Raw genomic sequence first — 18,343 nt, 5'->3', positions numbered from 1 at the left:
CGGGCGGTGCCGATTCTACGGAGCCGCCGCGCGGGCGCGCCCGGCGGGCGTGACGGTGGACGCAGCGGGTACGTGTCGATCCGCCCGCGCGCGAACACTGTGCAGGCAGTTCAGGCCATGAGCACCGGCGCCGAGCGTGAGAACGGGGCCGATCGACGCGAACTGCCTTCATGGTGCACGCGCAAGCCCCTCACTCCCGCCGGCGGGCGGCGACGATCACCAGGGCGACCCCGAGGCCGGCGACGAGGGGTCCGAGGATCGCCCAGATGCTCTGGTCGGTCATCGGGCTGCCCTCGAGGTAGCCGAGGCCCTGGAGGGTCCAGACGGCGCCGGTGATCACCATCACCGCACCGAGCGCGATGCCGAGGGCGCGCATCAGCCGAGCTCGCGCTTGAGGATCTTGCCGGTCGCGGTCATCGGGAGCGCGTCGACGAACTCGACGATGCGGGGGTACTTGTAGCCCGCCATCTGCTCCTTGCCCCACGCGACGAGCTCGTCCTCGGTCACCGTGGCGCCGTCCTTGCGGATGACGACGGCCTTGATCTCCTCGCCGTGGCTCTCGTGGGGTACGCCGATGACGGCGGCGAGCGAGACGTCGGGGTGCGTGAGGAGGACCTCCTCGATCTCGCGCGGGTACACGTTGTAGCCGCCGCGGATGATCATGTCCTTGGACCGGTCGACGATGTAGTACCAGCCGTCGGCGTCCTTGCGGCCGAGGTCGCCGGAGCGGAACCAGCCGTCGACGATCGCCTCGGCGGTCGCGTCGGGGCGACCGTAGTAGCCCTTCATGATGTTGGGGCCCTTGATCGCGATCTCGCCGATCACGTCCTCCGCGTCCTCGACGTCCTCGCGCACCCCGGGCTCGGAGCTGATCAGCTTCATCTCGACACCGGGGATCGGCTTGCCGATGGAGCCGACCCGCACGGGCTCGCCCCAGACGGAGAAGCTCGCGACCGGGGAGGTCTCCGAGAGCCCGTAGCCCTCCAGGATCGTGACGCCGAAGCGACGCTCGAACTCGTGGTGCACCTCGACCGGCAGCGCGGACCCGCCCGCGACCGCGACCCGCACCTGGTCGGCGACCTTCTTCACGTCGACGCCGGAGTCGTCGAGCGCGCCGAGCAAGCCCCAGTACATCGTCGGGACGCCGGCGAAGAACGTCACGCCCTCCTGCTCCATCAGCGTCAGCGCCGGGCCGGCCTCGAAGCGCGGCAGCAGCACCACGGTGCCGCCGAAGGCGAAGCCGGCGTTCATGATCACGGTCTGGCCGAAGGAGTGGAACAGCGGCAGCACGCACAGCAGCGTGTCGGGGTTGTCGGCGTCGGCCCCGAAGAGCGCGTCGCTGGCGAGCGCGTTGCTGATCATGTTGCGGTGCATCAGCTCGGCACCCTTGGGCTGACCGGTGGTGCCGGACGTGTAGAGGATGACGGCGGTGTCGTCGGCGCCGACCTCACGCGCCTCGAAGACCGGGGCCTGCCCCCTGAGCGCCTGGCCGAGCGTCTCGGCGCCCTCGATCGGCGAGTCCGCGGCCGGGTCGGCAGTGATCACGAAGAAGTGCTCGCACGAGTCGGTCTGCTCGAAGCCGGCGTGGCCCTCGGCGCCGATCGGCAGCTCCGGGGTGCCCTGGAAGCAGAAGTACGCCTTCGCGTCCGAGTCGTCGAGGTGGTAGGCGACCTCGCGTCCCTTGAGCAGCACGTTGAGCGGCACGACGGTCGCCCCGGCCTTGAGGATGCCGTAGTAGACGATCGGGAAGTACGGCAGGTTCGGGCAGCTCAGCGCGACCTTGTCGCCCGGCTCGATGCCGCGCGAGACCAGCAGGTTGGCGACCTGGTTGGCGGCGGCGTCGACCTGGGCGTACGTCAGGCGGGTGCCGCCCAGCACGACGGCCGTACGGTCCGGGTGGGCCTCGGCGGAGCCTTCGAGCAGCGAGGAGAGGTTCGGCATGGCGCCAACCTACTCAGGGGTGGTCGATCGGTCGACGGCGTCGCACTGCGGGACTTACCGTCCGCCATGGACTTTCTCGCCAGCACGGCCATCGTCATCGTCGGCGCCGTCGTGTTCCTCCCGTTCGTCGCGGTGGGCTTCTTCGGGGCGCTGGCGACGTCGCCGGGCTGGCGCTTCGGCGTGATGGCGTTCGGCGTCGTCCTGCTGGTGCTGGTGTGGTGGCTCGCATCGGGGGCGTGGCGACGGGCAGCCGGCGGTGGTGTTCGGCGGACGCACCGGGGGCAGCGACGAGCTCGCCGACACCGACGGGGCACTCGGGGGCCTCTGGCTGCGCTCGATGCTCCTCCACGCGGGCACCGGGGTGGTCGTCGCGTGGCTGCTCGTCACGCTCATCAACCTGCGCAACAAGACGCGCTCGGCCTGAGGGACTCAGTCGGTGCGCTGCGCGATCCGGTGACCGGCGGTGCGGAGGTCGGCGGCGATCGCCCGCTTGGCCAGCAGCCCCGAGCTGCCCGCCGCGACGGCGTACAACCCCGAGCCGGAGACCTCGCCCTCGCCGACCACACGGCAGCCGTCGCGGGTGCCGATGAAGCGCAGCCGCAGCGTCGCCTCGACCCCGCGCCACGCGCCGCGCTCGGCCCACGACCGGAACGGCTCGAACTCGACGACCTCCAGGCTCGGCCGTACGCCGACCACGGTCAGCTCCGTCCAGGTCTGCCCCAGGTGGGGCTCCTCGTCCTCGGGCACGTCGACCGACAGCAGGCTCGACTGCCACTCGGGACGGCGACGCGGGTCGACGAGGTAGGCGAACGCCTGCTCCGCCGAGTGCGGCAGCTCGACGGTCGCGGTGAACTGCCTCGACGTCAGAACGTCTCCCCGGTCAGCAGCTCGTAGGCCTCGAGGTAGCGCGCCCGGGTGCGGTCGACGACGGCCTCGGGCAGCGGCGGCGGCGCGTCGCCGGACGTGCGGTCCCAGCCGGACTCCCCGGTGAGCCAGTCCCGCACGATCTGCTTGTCGTACGACGACTGGGCGCGGCCGGGCTGCCACTCGTCGGCGGGCCAGAAGCGGGAGCTGTCGGGGGTGAGCACCTCGTCGGCGAGGATCGTCGTGCCGTCCGGTCGCCGGCCGAACTCGAGCTTGGTGTCGGCCAGGATGATGCCGCGCTCGCGGGCGATCGCGTGCGCCTTGTCGTAGACCTCCATGGTGAGCATCCGCAGCTCGGCGGCCGAGTCGTCACCGATCGCCTCGACGACGGCCTCGTAGTCGACGTTCTCGTCGTGGTCGCCGAGGTCGGCCTTGGTGGCGGGCGTGAAGATCGGCTCGGGCAGCCGGCTGCCGTCCTGCAGCCCGGCGGGGAGCGGGATGCCGCAGACCTCGCCGGTGCGGGCGTAGTCGAGCAGGCCGGAGCCCGTGAGGTAGCCACGGGCCACGCACTCGACGGGGAACATCTCGAGCCGCTCGCACACCACCGCGCGGCCGGCGACGGCTGCGGGGACCTCGGTCGAGACCACATGGTTGCCGACCAGTCCGGCGAGCTGGTCGAACCACCACAGCGACATCCGGGTGAGGATCTCGCCCTTGTCGGGGATCGTGGTGTCGAGGACGAAGTCGTAGGCGGAGATGCGGTCGCTGGCGACCATCAGCAGCCGGCCCTCGTGCTCGCCTGCGTCGACCCGGTAGAGGTCGCGGACCTTGCCGGAATGGAGGTGGGTGGTGCCCTCGATCAAAGGGGCTGCGGGAATGTTCAGCTCGGCCACGCGCCGAGCCTAGCCGTCACGCGCGGTGCAGCCACCAGCTCATCCGGCGCGTCATCCACGGCAGGAAGACGTACGTCATGAGCGGGGTCATCACCGACGTCACCAGCACCACGCGCGGCACCAGCGGCCAGCCCGAGATGGTGCGCGAGGCGATGAAGTTGGCGAGCAGGCTGAGCGGCAGGAAGACCATGAAGATGACGACCATCTGCTTCCACCGCGGCGGCGGGACGGGAGCGGCGCTCAACGCCTCGACCGTGGCGGGCTCGTCGAACCACCCCTCGATGCCCGTACGCCGCTCGCGGCGCCGCTCCTCGACGCTGCCGTGCGCCGCCTCGAGCCACCACTCGCGCTGCGGGGAGGCCTCCCACGAGGAGAGGGAGTCGGTGTCGGAGAAGCGGTAGAGCATGTGCCACTCGGTCGAGTCCTCGCTGGGCCGCACCCACCCGGAGCCGAGGAAGCCGTCGAACTTCTCCGCGAGCGACGTCCCGGCCTGCACCCACGCCAGCATCTCCGTCGTGCGGGAGGGGTCGACGTGACGGGTGACGGACACGGTCACGGGGGCGCTCATGCTTCCAGTGTCGGGCGCAGTGGCCGCGGGGCGAAGCCGGGAGCGACGAGATCCCGGCCACGCCGGCCGGGCCTGAGGCACCTCGGGCGCCGCCGGCCGCTGGAGATAGGGCGTCTGCCCGATGTGGGGCAGGGGGCCTTAGCCGGAGCGTGGAGGCATCCACCAGCACCCCAGCCAGGAGCCCACCATGAACAACTCAGCCATCGACGCCACAGCCCGCATCGCCACCTTCCACCGCGCCGACGTCGCCCGCGAGGTCGCCGCGGCCCGAACCGCACGTCGTACCCGCCAGCCCGTCGAGCCGGTCGTCACCGAGGTCCCGTCGCGGCGCCGCAACGGGTGGAGCCGCTGGCTCCCGGCGCCCCGCCCGGCCCACTGATGCCGGTCGCACGTGCCGAACGTCCACCCGTGGTCAACGGCCTCGTCGCCTGCGACCATCGGCAGATGGTCGGGAGGCTCGTCGGCCGCGAGGCCGAGCTGGACCGGATCGCCGGGGCTGTCGTGAACGCCCGCGGCGGCACCAGCCGCTGCCTGCTCGTCACCGGCGAGGCTGGCATCGGGAAGAGCCGACTCGTCGCCGAGGCCGTGGGGAGCCTCGGCGACGCGCTCGTGCTGACCGGGCACGCCGCAGACATGACGACGGGCGAGATCCCGTTCGGCGTCGTCGCCGACACGCTGCGTGACCTCGTGCGGGTCGCCGGCGTCGACGTGCTGCTGCCGGCCGAGCGGGACGCGCTCGCACCCCTGCTCCCCGGCGCAGCCCCGCGGCTGCAGGTCGAGCGGGTGCAGCTGCTCTCGACCTTTCTCGACCTGCTCGAGCGGCTGGCCTGCGAACGGTTGGTCGTGTGGGTCGTCGAAGACCTGCACTGGGCCGACTCGGCGACGCGGGACCTGGTCGGGCTCGCGGCGCGGACCCTGCCGGCAGGTCTGCTGATCGTGGCCACAGTGCGCACCGACGACCCCGAGCGCACGCCGGCCGCCGAGGCCGCCCTGACGTCGTACGTCGCCGGGCTGGCGAGGACTCCCGGGTGTGAGGTGCTGCCGCTGTCGCGCCTGGGCTCGGACGCGGTCCAGCGCCAGCTCCGGGACCTGCTCGGATCGCGACCGTCGGCCGAGGTCGCCAGCCGCGTCGAGCGGCTCAGTGACGGCATCCCCTTCGTGGTGGAGGAGCTGGTGGCCGCTGCCGGGCGGCCGGAGCTGACCACCGCGGCGGCGGTCGCGGCCGGACGGCTGGGCACCCTCACCCCCGAGACGCGGCGGCTGGTGGAGGCCGCGGCGGTCGGCGACGGCCACCTGCGGATCAGCCTGCTCGAGCAGGTCCTCGACGTCACGCCCGAGGAGCTCGACACGGCGCTGGTCGAGGCGCTGCGCGCCGGGATCCTCACGACCGACCACGAGCACGACGCAGTGGGGTTCCGGCACGCGCTGCTGCGCGAGGCGACGAGCCGGGAGACCGGACCGGGCGCGCGGCGCGCGTGGCACCGTCGGTGGGCCGAGGTGCTGGAGGACAACCCGGGCGTGCTGGCGGGCGACCCGGCGCTGCTGGCCGTCGCGGAGCACTGGCACCAGGCGCGGGACGTACGCCGTTCGCTGGCGGCCGCAGTGGCCGCACTCCCCTCGGCGGAGCGGATCGCCGACCCGCACCGCGAGACGCTGTTGTGGAGGCGGGTGCTGTCGGCGTGGGCCTCGCTCCGAGACCCGGAAGCCGTCGCCGGGCTCACGCTGCGCGAAGTCGTGGCGCAGTCCGTGCTCGCCGCGCAGTCGACGGGAATGGCCAGCTTCCTCGCAGTTCTGGATGCGGTGCCAGTTCACCTGCTGGACGAGTCGGAGCGTGCGACTCTCGCCGTCATCCGCGCGATCACCGGCGAGGCCAAGGGCGACATCGATCCCCGCTTTCGCGAGATGACACAGGACCTGTTCGACAGGTTCGACCTCTTCTCCGGCCCGCGCGATCTCTTCTCGCTGTTGGCGCTCAGCCTCGCATTGCGCCTGCCAGCAAGCGACGAGCGCTCAGTCACCGGCATGGACGCGGCTGCCGACATCGCCGCCGAGCTCGCGTCGCCACGCGGTCGCGTGGAGCACGTGGTGCTGCGCTCCCACTCGCGTCAGTTCCGGGGCGACCCCCACGGCGCCGCCGACTACCTCGAGGAACAGCTGGCACAACTGCGCGACCTCCCCGGCCATTACGTGCTGTTCGCCGACGGCAACGTCGTGTGGTGCCGGAGCGTGTGTGGCGAGCACCGCAGGGCGCAGGAGATCGGCGAGGCGGCGCTCGCGCAGCTCCGCCACCCCGAGCTCTCCGTCGGCCTCTGGGAGCACCTGGTCGAGAACCATGCCTTCAGCCTGACCTGCACCGGCGACTGGGCCCGAGCCCGGCAGCTCCTCGAGGAGTCGGCGCCGTGGTGGGAGGACGACCTCCGCACCAGCAACGCGCGCTTGGCGCTCCTCGACGTGGCCCAGCGGGGCGCCACGGACGCGAGCCGATGGACGTCGCTCAGCAGGGAGGTGGTCCCCAGCGGTGCCCACCCGGTCATCGTGCGCCACCTGGTTGCCGCTGCCAGCGCCGCCAGCGGCGACCTGGCGGCAGCACGGTCCGAGTACCGCGCATTGTGGGCCGACGACGGGTCCTTCGTGGCCGACGACTGTCTCTGGTGCGTACTCCGCGACGCGGCCCGTGCAGAGGCCGATGCGGCGACCAACAACCCGGACCGGGACGACCGCGACGAGGCATCCGTCCACATGGACGAGATTGCCGCGGCGGTGGAGCGGTGCCGCCGCTACGGTCGGCTCGGTGAGGTCTGGCCCCTCGACCTCGCCGCCCAGCTCGACCGCTTCCACGGCCGCGACGCCCGCCCGGCGCTGCGGGAGGCCCTGGCGGGCTGGGAACGGATCGGGCACGTCCCCGACGTCGCAGTCACGCACCTGTCGCTGGCGGAGCAGGAGGCGGTCCACGGCGACCGCGATGCGGCCCGGCGCCACCTGGCGGCCGGCCGAGAGGTCGCCGAGCGGCTGGAGGCCGCGCCCCTGCTGGCGCGCGCCGACGCGCTGGCGGAGAGGTGGGCGATCGGCCCGCGAGAGCGTCGTACGGACGGCGTGCTGACCGAGCGCGAGGTCGAGGTGCTGCGACTGGTGGCCGAGGGGATGACCAACGGGCAGATCGGCACGACGCTCTTCATGTCGCCCAAGACGGCGAGCGTCCACGTCTCGCACATCCTCGCGAAGCTCGGGGCGGCCAACCGCACGGAGGCCGCGGCGACGGCGCGTCGGCAGGGGCTGCTCGGCTGACGGCGGGCCACCGGTCCGGTGCGGCCGATGGGTTGTCCAGACACTCCCGGAAGGGTCTGGCGGAGCATTGTCTAGTGACTTAGTCTACTAATGACAGCACCTCACCCCCGGGAGGGAACGTGCCCCGAGCACCACGCCCCGACTTCCTCGTGATCGGCGCCCCCAAGGCCGGCACGACGGCGCTCCACGCCGCACTCGCGCAGCACCCGGACGTCTTCGTGTCGGACCCGAAGGAACCGAAGTACTGGCTGTGCGACGGCGCGCCGCCGCCGGCCTGGCGGGGGCCGGGCGACAAGCACTCCCAGCAGGAGTGGATCTGGCGCGCCGACCGCTACTTCCCGCTCTTCGCCCCGGCGGCGCAGCACCAGGCGCGCGGCGAGAGCACGCCGTTCTACCTGTGGAGCCGCGGCGCCCACCGCCGCATCGCCGAGGACCTGCCCGACGTACGTCTCGTCGCCGTGGTCCGCGACCCGGTGGACCGCGCCTACAGCAACTGGATGCACCTGTGGTCAGACGGCCTCGAGCCGGAGGCGGACTTCGTGTCGGCGTTCGGTCGCGAGGACGAGCGGGTCCGCGCCGGCTGGGCGCCCTTCTGGCGCTACCGCGAGCTCGGGAGGTACGGCGAGCAGCTGGCGCACCTGCACCGCTACGTCGACCCCGAGCGCATCCTCGTCATCCGCTACCGCGACCTCGTCGACGCGCCCGGCGCGACGGTCGACCGGGTGAGCCGGTTCCTCGGGATCCGGGAGGGCCAGGTCGACTCGATCCCGCGCGACAACTCGCGCAGCTTCGTCCCGCCGGGCTGGCGGCCGCGGCTGTTCGGGCCGGTCGTGCGCGGCGGCGCGCGGCTTGGTCAGTTCGCGCCTCCGCAGGTGTGGCGGGCGGTCCACCCGCTGTCGCTCGGCCTGCTGGGCGACCACCGGGACGCGCACCGTCCCCGCCTCGACGCGATCAGCCGGCAGCGTCTGATCGAGAGCTACGCCGACGACGTCCGGCTGCTCGGCGAGCTCACCGGGCAGGACTTCGGCGACTGGCTCAACCCGGAGAGCCGCGGCTCGTTCGCCCAGCGCTCCGCGACGGTGACCCGCCTCGTGGACCGCGACGCCGACCCGGTGCGCCACGCCGAGAACGTGAACGGGGCGGCGCCCCGCGGGGTCAGCGCACGCAGGTGACGAGGTCGTGCGCGCCGTCGGGACGCGCGGCCTCGACGTAGTAGCGCACCCGGCCGTCCGGCAGGGGCACGGCAGTGGCGTAGCGGAAGGCGCCATCGGCGTGCGGGGAGGCGATCGGCGGCTGTGCGGCGCGGGTCAGGACCGTGCCGTCCCAGGTCGCCACCCCGGTGGTCTCGAACCAGTTGGACTCGGCGTCCGGCCGGCCGTCGTACAGCACCGTGCCGTCGGGCAGCACCGCGCTGACCCGCGCGCCGCGGGCGTCCCACTGGCCCTCGCGGCCGGCGAGCACCTCGCCGTGGTCGTCCCACTCCAGGCCGTCGGCGCTGGTGAGCCGCCGCGTGGTCATCCGGTCCTCGTGACCGGGCTCGTCGAGGGGGTGGCAGCACAGCCACATCTCGTAGCCGTCCTCGCCCACCGTGATCACCGGGTCCTTGACGCCGGTGTCGCGGTCGCCCTCGTGGACACGGCGTCGTACGCCGCCGGGCAGGCCCTCGACCGTGTCGGCGGTCAGGCTGTCCACCCACCAGTGCTTGGAGCCGGGGGTCGCGCAGGACAGGTAGAGCCGCCACCCGCCCTCACGGAGCGGCACGAGCACGGGCCGCTCGAAGGACTCGGCGCCGAACGCCTCGCGCGCCACCTCGGTGACCGGCTCGAAGGTGACGCCGTCGTCGGAGCGGGCGACCACCACCGACACGCCCCGTCCGTCGGTCAGCGGCCGGCGGACCCGCCAGGTCAGCCAGAACACTCCGTCGACGAGGACGGCGCTCGCGGCCCCGGCCCAGTTGCCGGCGCCGGGACCCGGGGCGGGCACCACGACCTGGACGTCGTCGTAGGTCGGCGGTGCTGCTGTCACGGTCGTCATTCCCCCACGATAGTCGACAAGATCACTACAGTTCGAGAACGCGGCCGGCGCGGTCAGCCGGTGACCTCGAAGGAGGAGGCCCCGCTCGGCGCCGCAGCGCGGGCGGCGAGGTCGCGCACCCGCGCGGACGGCGGTCCGTGGCGGCACCACTCCACGAGCGCGTCGACGGCGTCGTCCTCCCCCTCGGCGTGCACCAGGACGCTGCCGTCGACCTCGTTGCGCACCCACCCGACGACGCCGAGCCGCTGGGCCTGCTCCTGGGTGTGCCACCGGAACGCCACGCCCTGCACCTGACCGGTCACCCGCGCCTGGATCGCCTTCATGGACCCATCCTGCCCCTCCCGTAGGGCGGTCCTCGGTGCTGGCACCGGGTGAGAGGCTGGCGCGGATGACCCAGGACGAGCAGGCCGAGCGCACGAGCGGCGACGAGGCCGCGTACGAGCCCGACCCCCGCCGCTGGCGGGTGCTCGCCGTGTCCCTCGTCGTCGGCTTCATGTCGCTGCTCGACGTCACCATCGTCAACGTCGCCGTGCCGTCCATCCGGGCCGGGCTCGACACGTCGGCCGCGACCATCCAGTGGGTGGTGTCCGGCTACGCGCTCGCCTTCGGCATGACCCTCGTCGCCGGCGGCCGGCTCGGCGACGCGCACGGCCGGCGCCGGATGATGACGATCGGGCTCATCGGCTTCATCGTCTCGAGCGCCGCCGTGGGCCTGGCCCCCAACGCGGCGGCCATCGTGCTCGCCCGCCTCGCGCAGGGCGCCAGCGCGGGCCTGCTCACCCCGCAGAACTCCGGCCTCATCCAGCAGCTCTTCCGCGGCGCCGAGCGCGGCCGCGCCTTCGGGATGTTCGGCTTCACCGTCGCCGTCGCGTCGGCCACCGGGCCGCTCATCGGCGGCCTGTTGATCGGCGTGCTCGGCGAGGAGAACGGCTGGCGTTCCCTCTTCCTCATCAACGTGCCCATCGGCCTCGTGGCCCTGGTGCTGATCCGTCGGCTGGTGCCCGACAACCACGTCGGCGCCGGGCCGGAGGGCGCGCCGAAGGACCCCCGCATCGACCTCGTCGGCGCGGTGCTGCTGGGCCTCGCCGTGCTGGCGGTGCTGTTCCCGCTGATCAGCCTCGAGGGCGGGGCCGGCCTGCCGCTGGTGGTGCTGGTGGCCTTCCCGCTGCTGGCGTGGGGGTTCGTGCGCTGGGAGGCGCGCACCGTCCGGCTGGGCCGACCGCCGCTGCTCGACGTGTCGCTGCTGCGCGGCCTGCCCGGCTACGCCAACGGCCTGCTCGTCGGCACCCTCTACTTCACCGGCTTCACCGGGATCTTCCTCGTGCTGTCGGTGCACCTGCAGGAGGGCGAGGGGTTCTCGCCGCTGCAGGCCGCCCTGCTGATGACGCCGTTCGCCGTCGGCGCCGCCACCACCTCGCCGCTCGCCGGGCGGCTCGTCGGCACCCTCGGCCGACGGGTGACCCTGGTCGCGCTCGGGGTGATGATGACCGGCACCGCGCTCGCCGCGTGGCTGGTGACCTCGCCGACCGACACCCTGTGGTGGACCCTCGCGCCCGCGATGTTCCTCGCCGGCGTCGGCGGCGGCGGGGTCATCTCCCCCAACTTCACCCTCACCCTCGCCGAGGTGCCGCCCACGATGGGCGGCGCGGCGGGCGGCGCCCTCCAGACCGGCCAGCGGATCGGCTCCGCCCTCGGCGCCGCGCTGCTGATGACCGTCTACCAGGCCGTCGGCACGGTGACCTCAGCCCCCGTGGCGGCCCGGGCGGCCCTGCTCGCGGCCCTCGCCGTCCTGACGCTCGCCTTCGCCGCCGCCGTACGATCCTGGCGGCTCGGTGACTGAGGTGCCGTTCGCCGCTCCAGTGATCCCCGGCTGACCGGGATCGCTGAACTTGTCGGCCCGTGCACGGCCTGACACGTTCAGCGAGAGCCTGACAACCCCCGGGGAGACGGAGGTCGCGGCCCGGTCAGAGGATCGCGCCCGGCACGTACGCCGCTGCGCCGGGGTGGGCGGCCGCGAGGGCCTCGACCCGGGCGACGACCGCGCGGGTCTGGGCCACGGCCGCACCGGTGAACTCGATCGGGTCGGCGACGAGCGCGTCGATCTGCTCGCGCGTCAGGCCCAGCCGCTCGTCGGCGGCGAGCTTGGCGAACACGTCGTTGTCGGCCTGGCCGGCGCGCATCGCGAGCGCGGTGCCGACGGCGGCCTCCTTGATCGCCTCGTGCGCGGCCTCGCGGCCGACCCCGTTGCGGACCGCCGCCATCAGCACCTTGGTCGTGGTGAGGAAGGGCAGGTAGCGGTCGAGCTCGCGCTGGATAACCGCCGGGAACGCACCGAACTCGTCGAGCACGGTGAGGAAGGTCTGGAAGAGCCCGTCGGTGGCGAAGAACGCGTCGGGCAGCGCGACGCGACGTACGACGGAGCAGGAGACGTCGCCCTCGTTCCACTGGTCGCCGGCGAGCTCGCTGACCATCGAGAGGTGGCCGCGGATGATGACGGCGAGGCCGTTGACCCGCTCGCACGAACGGGTGTTCATCTTGTGCGGCATCGCGGACGAGCCGACCTGCCCCTCCTTGAACCCCTCCGTCACCAGCTCGTGGCCGGCCATCAGCCGCACCGTGGTGGCGAGGTTGGACGGGCCGCTGACCAGCTGCACCAGCGCGGAGACGACCTCGAAGTCGAGCGAGCGGGGGTAGACCTGGCCCACGCTCGTCAGCACCCGCTCGAAGCCCAGGTGGCGGGCGACCCGCTCCTCGAGCTCATCGAGGCGCGAGGCGTCGCCGTCGAGCAGGTCGAGCATGTCCTGCGAGGTGCCCATCGGCCCCTTGATGCCGCGCAGCGGGTAGCGCGCGAGCAGCTCCTCGATCCGCTGGACGGCGATCAGCATCTCGTCGGCGATCGTCGCGAAGCGCTTGCCGAGCGTCGTCGCCTGCGCGGCCACGTTGTGCGAGCGGCCGGCCATCACGGTGGCCTCGTGCTCGGCGGCGAGCCGGCCCAGGCGGACCAGGGTGGCGACGGCGCGGTCGCGCACCACCTCGAGCGAGCGGCGCAGCTGCAGCTGCTCGACGTTCTCGGTGAGGTCTCGCGAGGTCATGCCCTTGTGGATGTGCTCGTGCCCGGCGAGCGCGGAGAACTCCTCGATGCGCGCCTTGACGTCGTGGCGGGTGACCCGCTCACGCGCGGCGATCGAGTCGAGGTCGACCTGGTCGACGACCGCCTCGTAGGCCTCGACGACGCCCTCGGGCACCGCGATGCCCAGGTCGCGTTGAGCCCTGAGCACCGCGATCCAGAGCTGCCGCTCGAGGACGATCTTGTGCTCGGGCGACCAGATCTCGGCGAGATCGGCACCGGCATAACGGGTGGCCAGGACGTTGGGGACGCTCACGGGCACCCATCCTCCCATCCGCGGGCGCGCGACGTGACCGCGCGGGACGTCATGAGAAGCGGTCGTCCTGACAGGCGGGCACCATGACGTCGTACGACGGGTCAGCCGGGGCTGTCGGAGGGGACCCAGCCGTCCCACGCGGACCACCAGCGGTCGCCGCGATCGAGCAGGTCCGCGACCTCGGCGGCGGCGGCGAGCGTCGCCAGCAGCTCGTCGTGGGTGATGCGCCCGGACGCCAGGCTGGGGGCGAGGTCCTGCACGTCCTTCCACCGCCACGCGCCATCCGGGGCGATCACGATGTCGAGCTGGAGGTCGTTGACGTCGACGCCGTCGGCGGTGCGCACGACGGGCGTCTCGAAGTTGACGTACCAGGAGAGCAGGCCGGAGGCGTCGAAGAACTTCCACACCGAGTACCAGTCGCCGCTCCGGCGCAGCTTGAGCACCGTCGTGCCGGTCCAGGCCTCGAGGTGCCCCCACGGGTGCGGCACCGGGTGCGGCGGGAAGACCATCGGGGTGCCGTCGGCCTTCACCGTGGCGAGCACCGTCCCGTCGTCGCCGACGACGCGCTCGTCCCACGACGCCCACTCGGCGCCGTGCAGCACCTCACGGACGCGCACGTCCGACCCGCCCGCGAACGGCTCAGCCACGGGACGCGGCGCCCTCGACGACGCCGAGCGGCTCGGCGGCGATGTCGCGGCGCCACTGCGCGCCCGGGAAGCTGATGCTCGAGATGCCCTCGTACGCCTTGGCGCGGGCGTCGGCGACGTCCGACCCGGTCGCCCGGACGGCGAGCACCCGGCCGCCGGCGGTCACCAGCCCGGCGTCGGTCCGCGCGGTGCCGGCGTGGACCACGTCGACGTCGTCCTCGACGGCCAGGGTCTCGGTGCCGACGATCACGTCGCCCGTGCTGGATCCCTCGGGGTAACCCGCGCTGGCCATCACCACCGAGACCGACGCCCCGTCGGCGAAGGTCGGCGCCGGGACGGCCGCGAGGTCGCCGTCGGCGGCCGCGCGCAGCAGGGTGCCGAGCGGGGAGGTCAGCAGGGCGAGCACCGGCTGCACGTCGGGGTCACCGAAGCGGCAGTTGAACTCGATGACCTTCGGGCCGGCCGCGGTCAGGGCGAGCCCGACGTAGAGGCAGCCGACGAACGGCGCACCGCGCCGCTCCATCTCGGCCAGCGTCGGCGCGACGACCTCGGCCACCACGGTGTCGACGATGCCGTCGGGCAGCCAGGTGAGCGGGGCGTAGGAGCCCATGCCGCCCGTGTTGGGCCCGCGGCCGCCGTCGAAGATGCGCTTGAAGTCCTGCGCCGGCAGCAGCGGTCGCCCGACGGTGCCGTCGCAGACGACGAAGAGGGAGAACTCCGGTCCGTCGAGGAACTCCTCGACCACGACCCGGCCGCACCCGGCCGCGTGGGCCAGCGCCTCGTCGCGGTCGGTGGTGACGACGACGCCCTTGCCCGCGGCGAGCGCGTCGTCCTTGACGACGTAGGGCGCCCCGAACGCGTCGAGCGCCGCGGCGACCTCGTCGGGCGTCGTGCAGGTGTGGGAGCCGGCGGTCGGCACGCCGGCGGCGGCCATGACCTCCTTGGAGAAGGCCTTGGACCCCTCGAGCCGGGCCGCGTCACGGGAGGGACCGAACACCGCGACCCCGGCCGCGCGCACGTCGTCGGCGACACCGGCGACGAGCGGGGCCTCGGGGCCGATGACCACCAGGTCCGCCCCGATCGACGTGGCGAGCGCGGCGACGGCCGGACCGTCCATCGGGTCGACCGGGTGCAGGGTGGCGACCTCGCCGATGCCGGGGTTGCCGGGCGCGGCGTGCACCTCGGTCACCGTCGGGTCGGCGGCGAGGGCGAGGACGAGAGCGTGCTCGCGGCCGCCGGTCCCGACGACGAGGGTCCTCACCCGTGCACCACCACGGTCTGCTCGCGCCCCGGTCCGACCCCGACGCCCCAGATCTTCGCGCCCGACATCTCCTCGAGCGCCTGCACGTAGATCTGCGCGTTCTTGGGGAGCTCCTCGAAGGAGCGGCAGCCCGAGATGTCGCTGTTCCAGCCGTCGAAGTACTCGTAGACCGGCTTCGCGTGGTGGAACTCGGTCTGCGTCATCGGCATCTCCTCGACCCGCTGCCCGTCGATCTCGTAGGCCACGCAGACCGGGATCCGGTCCCAGGAGCCGAGGATGTCGAGCTTGGTGAGGAAGAACTCGGTGAGGCCGTTGACCCGGCTGGCGTAGCGCGCGACGACGGCGTCGTACCAGCCGCAGCGGCGGGTGCGTCCGGTGGAGACGCCGATCTCGCCACCGAGGGTCTGGAGCTGGATCCCGTCCTCGTCGAAGAGCTCGGTCGGGAACGGCCCGGAGCCCACACGGGTCGTGTAGGCCTTGATCACGCCGATCACCCGGTCGACGCGGGTGGGGCCGATGCCCGCGCCCACGCACACACCGCCGGCGACCGGGTTGGAGGACGTGACGAACGGGTACGTGCCGTGGTCGACGTCGAGCATCGTGGCCTGGGCGCCCTCGAACAGCACCGTCTGGCCGGCGTCGAGCGCCTGGTTGAGCAGCAGCGAGGTGTCGCACACCATCGGCTCGAGCCGGTCGGCGTACGACAGCAGCTCCTCGACGACCGCGTCGACCTCGATGGCGCGCCGGTTGTAGACCTTGGTGAGCAGGTGGTTGCGCACGTCGAGCGCGGCGTCGATCTTCTCGCGCAGGATCTTCTCGTCGAAGAGGTCGGCGATCCGGACGCCGACGCGGTTGATCTTGTCGGCGTAGGCCGGGCCGATGCCGCGGCCCGTGGTGCCGATCTGGTTCTTGCCGAGGAAGCGCTCGGTGACCTTGTCGATGGTGGCGTGGTAGCTCGCGATGACGTGGGCGTTGGCGCTCACCTTCAGGTCGGCCACCTCCACCCCGCGGGCGAGGAGCCCGTCGAGCTCACGGAACAGCGCCTCCGGGGAGACCACCACGCCGTTGGCGATCACCGAGGTGGCCCCCGGTGTGAGGATGCCGCTCGGCAGCAGGTGGGTGGCGTACTTCTCACCGTCGATCACGATGGTGTGGCCGGCGTTGTGGCCACCACTGGTGCGGACCACGAAGTCGATCGGGTCCGTGGTGGCCAGCAGGTCGGTGGCCTTGCCCTTGCCCTCGTCGCCCCACTGGGCGCCGAGCACGACGATCGCGGGCATCTCAGCCCTCCCTCTGTCATTCGGCAGAAAACGGTCGGTGCGGGAAAAATGCGAAGGGCCCCGGCACAAGGCACCGGGGCTCTTGCGACGCCACGCTATCGCACAGGGGTCGGCTAGGGTCCGGACGTGCGCTCCCTGCTGGTCATCACCAACGCCGACGCCGGCACCTCCGACGAGGAGCGGCTCGCCGAGGCCCTCGTCGTCCTCCGCGAGAAGGCCTCCGTCGAGGTCGCCAAGACCTCCAACCCCGGCGAGCTCGACGGCGTGCTCCACCGCGCCGGCGGCCGTACGGTCGTGGTGGCCGGAGGCGACGGCAGCCTGCACGCGGTCGTGACCGCGCTGCACAAGCGCCGCGAGCTCGACCAGACGACCCTCGCCCTGCTGCCGATGGGCACCGGCAACGACTTCGCTCGCGGCAACGACATCCCGCTCGAGGTCGAGGACGCGGCCCGGCTCGTGCTGTCGGGCGAGCCCCGCAAGGTCGACCTCATCGTCGACGAGACCGGCAACGTCGTGGTCAACAACGTGCACGTCGGTGTCGGAGCGCAGGCCAGCCGCAAGGGCGCGAAGTGGAAGACCCGGCTGGGCGCCGTCGGCGTCGGCAAGGTCAACCTCGGCAAGCTCGGCTACCCCATCGGCGCCGTCCTGTCCGCCTTCCACCCGCCCAGCTGGCGCCTGCGCGTCGAGCTCGACGGCGGGGTCGTCAACGACGTCGACCGGCCGGTGCTGATGGTGGCCATCGGCAACGGCGGCAACGTCGGCGGCGGCACCGAGCTCAACCCCGACGCCGACACCGAGGACGGGCTGCTCGACGTGATGATCAGCCGTGCGGTGAAGCCGGCCGCCAAGCTCGGCTACGTCATGCGCCTGCGCAAGGGCGAGCACGACCAGCGCGACGACGTCGTCACCCTGCGCGGTACGTCGGTGAAGGTGAGCGGCGACGAGTTCTGGCTGTCGGCCGACGGCGAGATCTCCGGGCCCGAGCGCAGCCGCAGCTGGCGCCTCGAGCGGGCGGCGTACGAGATGATCCTGCCCCGCTGACTGAGTCTGCCCCGCGGACTGCCCCGCGGTCAGAGCCAGCCGCGCCGGGCCGCCTCCACGCCCGCCTGGAAGCGGGTGTCCACGCCAAGCTCGGTCATGAGGGCCGCGATGCGTCGCCGGACGGTGCGCAGGCCGATGCCCAGCTGGCGGGCGATGACCTCGTCGGTCGTCCCGGCCATCAGCTGCTCGAGCAGGAACTGCCGTCCGTCGGGGCTCACCCGCCCGGCCTCGGGCTCGGGCATCGGCGCGGCCCGGTCCCACAGCGACTCGAACCACATCGTCAGGGCCGCGACGATCGAGCGCTGGCGCACGTGCACCCGCGGCTCGTCGGTGAAGCCGATGGGCTCGGGGATCACTGCGTGGGTGTCGCCGAGGATGAACATCCGGGTGCGCACCTCCGAGATGATCCGCACCTGCTCCCCCAACCCGGCGCGCACGCGCAGGGCCTCGGGTGCCTCGGTCAGCGCCCGGGCGGGGTAGATCGCTCGGGAGCGTCGACCGGTCGCCATCGCCTCGGCGACCAGCTCGCTGACCTTCGACTCGCGCGGCATCGCCCACGCGTCGGGGCGCAGCCACAGCATGTCGCCGCGGCTGGTGCGCAGCATCAGCTGCAGGAGCTCCAGCGGGTTGCCGCCCGAGCTCAGCTCGCCGTCGAGGGGATGGACCTCGGTGACGTGGCGCGGGTCGGGGCGCGTCGTCGAGGCCACGAGGTGCGGCACCGCGCTCGACAGCTCGGCCAGCATGGCCGCGGACGACGCCGCCGACCGCGCCTGGCGCAGCACGAGCTCGGAGACCGCCTCGGCCAGCGCCGGGACCACGATCCGGTCCTCGGACACCACCACCAGTCCGCGCTCCAGCAGCGGGGCGAGGCTGCGCATCAGCTGGTCGGGCCGCTGCCGCACCAGCTGCGCGACCCCGGTGACGGTGTGACCGGACACGGGGGCCAGACGGAAGTAGAGCTGTTCGGTCCGCCGGTCGAGGCCGAGGGCCGCGAGGACGGAGGACGGGTCGCCGGGCATGGTGGCAGTTTAGTGCCACCGGCACTCAGGATCCGCGTGGCAACGAACGGCCAGTCGATACTGTCTGCGCCGGTCGCCGCGGGGGTGTGCGGCTGGCCCGCTCCTCGGAGCACGGCGTCGGAGCCGC

At 72.8% G+C, this 18,343-nt stretch carries 18 protein-coding genes; 6 read left to right on the top strand and 12 right to left on the bottom strand.

The annotated features are described in order from the left end of the window. Positions 1-190 precede the first annotated feature (190 nt). Both JOD65_RS05380 and JOD65_RS05375 read right to left on the bottom strand, forming a co-directional pair. Entirely contained in the window at positions 191-376 is a 186-nt protein-coding gene (locus JOD65_RS05380; RefSeq protein ID WP_191193398.1) for a hypothetical protein, read from the bottom strand. Then, positions 376-1,941 (bottom strand): long-chain-fatty-acid--CoA ligase, encoded by a 1,566-nt coding sequence (locus JOD65_RS05375; RefSeq protein ID WP_191193399.1) that lies wholly within the window; start codon positions 1,939-1,941, stop codon positions 376-378. Before JOD65_RS05375 ends, JOD65_RS05380 begins: the two co-directional genes overlap by 1 nt. 259 nt (positions 1,942-2,200) lie before the next feature. On the opposite strand from JOD65_RS05375, the gene JOD65_RS05370 reads away from it, so the two are divergent. Further along, complete coding sequence (locus JOD65_RS05370; RefSeq protein WP_191193400.1) at positions 2,201-2,365, top strand: hypothetical protein; 165 nt, start codon at positions 2,201-2,203, stop codon at positions 2,363-2,365. Positions 2,366-2,370: 5 nt separating this feature from the next. On the opposite strand, the gene JOD65_RS05365 is transcribed toward JOD65_RS05370, so the two are convergent. The 3 genes from JOD65_RS05365 to JOD65_RS05355 are packed head-to-tail and all read right to left on the bottom strand — an operon-like array spanning position 2,371 to position 4,266. After that, a complete protein-coding gene (locus JOD65_RS05365) occupies positions 2,371-2,808 on the bottom strand; it encodes an SRPBCC family protein (RefSeq protein ID WP_224747283.1) in 438 nt (145 codons plus the stop codon). Further along, a complete protein-coding gene (locus tag JOD65_RS05360) occupies positions 2,805-3,698 on the bottom strand; it encodes a phosphoribosylaminoimidazolesuccinocarboxamide synthase (protein WP_191193401.1) in 894 nt (297 codons plus the stop codon). The genes JOD65_RS05365 and JOD65_RS05360 overlap by 4 nt, the downstream gene beginning before the upstream one ends. 16 nt (positions 3,699-3,714) lie before the next feature. Further along, on the bottom strand, positions 3,715-4,266 hold the full coding sequence (locus tag JOD65_RS05355) for an antibiotic biosynthesis monooxygenase (RefSeq protein WP_191193402.1): 552 nt from the start codon (positions 4,264-4,266) through the stop codon (positions 3,715-3,717). A 187-nt stretch (positions 4,267-4,453) separates the two neighbouring features. Between JOD65_RS05355 and JOD65_RS05350 the strand changes: the two genes are divergently transcribed. From JOD65_RS05350 to JOD65_RS05340, 3 genes are all read left to right on the top strand, one after another. Next, positions 4,454-4,645, top strand: coding sequence for a hypothetical protein (locus JOD65_RS05350; protein ID WP_191193403.1), 192 nt, complete (start codon positions 4,454-4,456; stop codon positions 4,643-4,645). Between the two features lie 65 nt (positions 4,646-4,710). Then, positions 4,711-7,551 (top strand): helix-turn-helix transcriptional regulator, encoded by a 2,841-nt coding sequence (locus tag JOD65_RS05345; RefSeq protein ID WP_191193404.1) that lies wholly within the window; start codon positions 4,711-4,713, stop codon positions 7,549-7,551. A gap of 119 nt (positions 7,552-7,670) precedes the next feature. Then, on the top strand, positions 7,671-8,723 hold the full coding sequence (locus JOD65_RS05340; protein ID WP_191193405.1) for a sulfotransferase family protein: 1,053 nt from the start codon (positions 7,671-7,673) through the stop codon (positions 8,721-8,723). Here the strand turns inward: JOD65_RS05340 and JOD65_RS05335 are convergent. Beyond that, entirely contained in the window at positions 8,707-9,585 is an 879-nt protein-coding gene (locus tag JOD65_RS05335; protein WP_191193406.1) for a hypothetical protein, read from the bottom strand. The genes JOD65_RS05340 and JOD65_RS05335 overlap by 17 nt on opposite strands. Before the next feature lie 53 nt (positions 9,586-9,638). After that, positions 9,639-9,908 carry an acylphosphatase gene (locus tag JOD65_RS05330; protein ID WP_191193407.1) on the bottom strand — a complete coding sequence of 90 codons (270 nt, stop codon included), beginning with the start codon at positions 9,906-9,908 and terminating at the stop codon, positions 9,639-9,641. 65 nt (positions 9,909-9,973) lie between these two features. On the opposite strand from JOD65_RS05330, the gene JOD65_RS05325 reads away from it, so the two are divergent. Next, positions 9,974-11,425, top strand: coding sequence for an MFS transporter (locus JOD65_RS05325; RefSeq protein WP_191193408.1), 1,452 nt, complete (start codon positions 9,974-9,976; stop codon positions 11,423-11,425). 124 nt (positions 11,426-11,549) lie between these two features. Here JOD65_RS05325 and purB read toward each other — a convergent pair whose 3' ends face one another. The 4 genes from purB to JOD65_RS05305 all read right to left on the bottom strand — a co-directional run bounded on the left by purB (position 11,550) and on the right by JOD65_RS05305 (position 16,156). Beyond that, a complete protein-coding gene (gene purB / locus JOD65_RS05320) occupies positions 11,550-12,968 on the bottom strand; it encodes an adenylosuccinate lyase (protein ID WP_443678553.1) in 1,419 nt (472 codons plus the stop codon). Positions 12,969-13,069: 101 nt separating this feature from the next. Further along, positions 13,070-13,615, bottom strand: coding sequence for a ribonuclease FAU-1 family protein (locus JOD65_RS05315; protein WP_191193410.1), 546 nt, complete (start codon positions 13,613-13,615; stop codon positions 13,070-13,072). Next, on the bottom strand, positions 13,608-14,876 hold the full coding sequence (gene purD / locus JOD65_RS05310) for a phosphoribosylamine--glycine ligase (protein ID WP_191193411.1): 1,269 nt from the start codon (positions 14,874-14,876) through the stop codon (positions 13,608-13,610). Before purD ends, JOD65_RS05315 begins: the two co-directional genes overlap by 8 nt. Then, entirely contained in the window at positions 14,873-16,156 is a 1,284-nt protein-coding gene (locus JOD65_RS05305) for an adenylosuccinate synthase (protein ID WP_191193412.1), read from the bottom strand. Before JOD65_RS05305 ends, purD begins: the two co-directional genes overlap by 4 nt. Before the next feature lie 126 nt (positions 16,157-16,282). Here JOD65_RS05305 and JOD65_RS05300 point away from each other — a divergent pair, with 126 nt between their 5' ends. Next, the gene (locus JOD65_RS05300; protein WP_191193413.1) at positions 16,283-17,197 is read left to right on the top strand and encodes a diacylglycerol/lipid kinase family protein; all 915 of its coding nucleotides are present in this window, start codon (positions 16,283-16,285) and stop codon (positions 17,195-17,197) included. Between the two features lie 29 nt (positions 17,198-17,226). Here JOD65_RS05300 and JOD65_RS05295 read toward each other — a convergent pair whose 3' ends face one another. Then, positions 17,227-18,216, bottom strand: a complete 990-nt coding sequence (locus JOD65_RS05295; RefSeq protein ID WP_191193414.1) for a helix-turn-helix transcriptional regulator — start codon at positions 18,214-18,216, stop codon at positions 17,227-17,229. Between the last annotated feature and the right edge of the window lie 127 nt (positions 18,217-18,343).

The organism is Nocardioides cavernae, from assembly GCF_016907475.1.
Taxonomy (GTDB): domain Bacteria; phylum Actinomycetota; class Actinomycetes; order Propionibacteriales; family Nocardioidaceae; genus Nocardioides; species Nocardioides cavernae.
The sequence above is the reverse complement of the archived record's forward strand: the minus strand, read 5'-3'. Positions and strand labels throughout refer to the sequence as shown.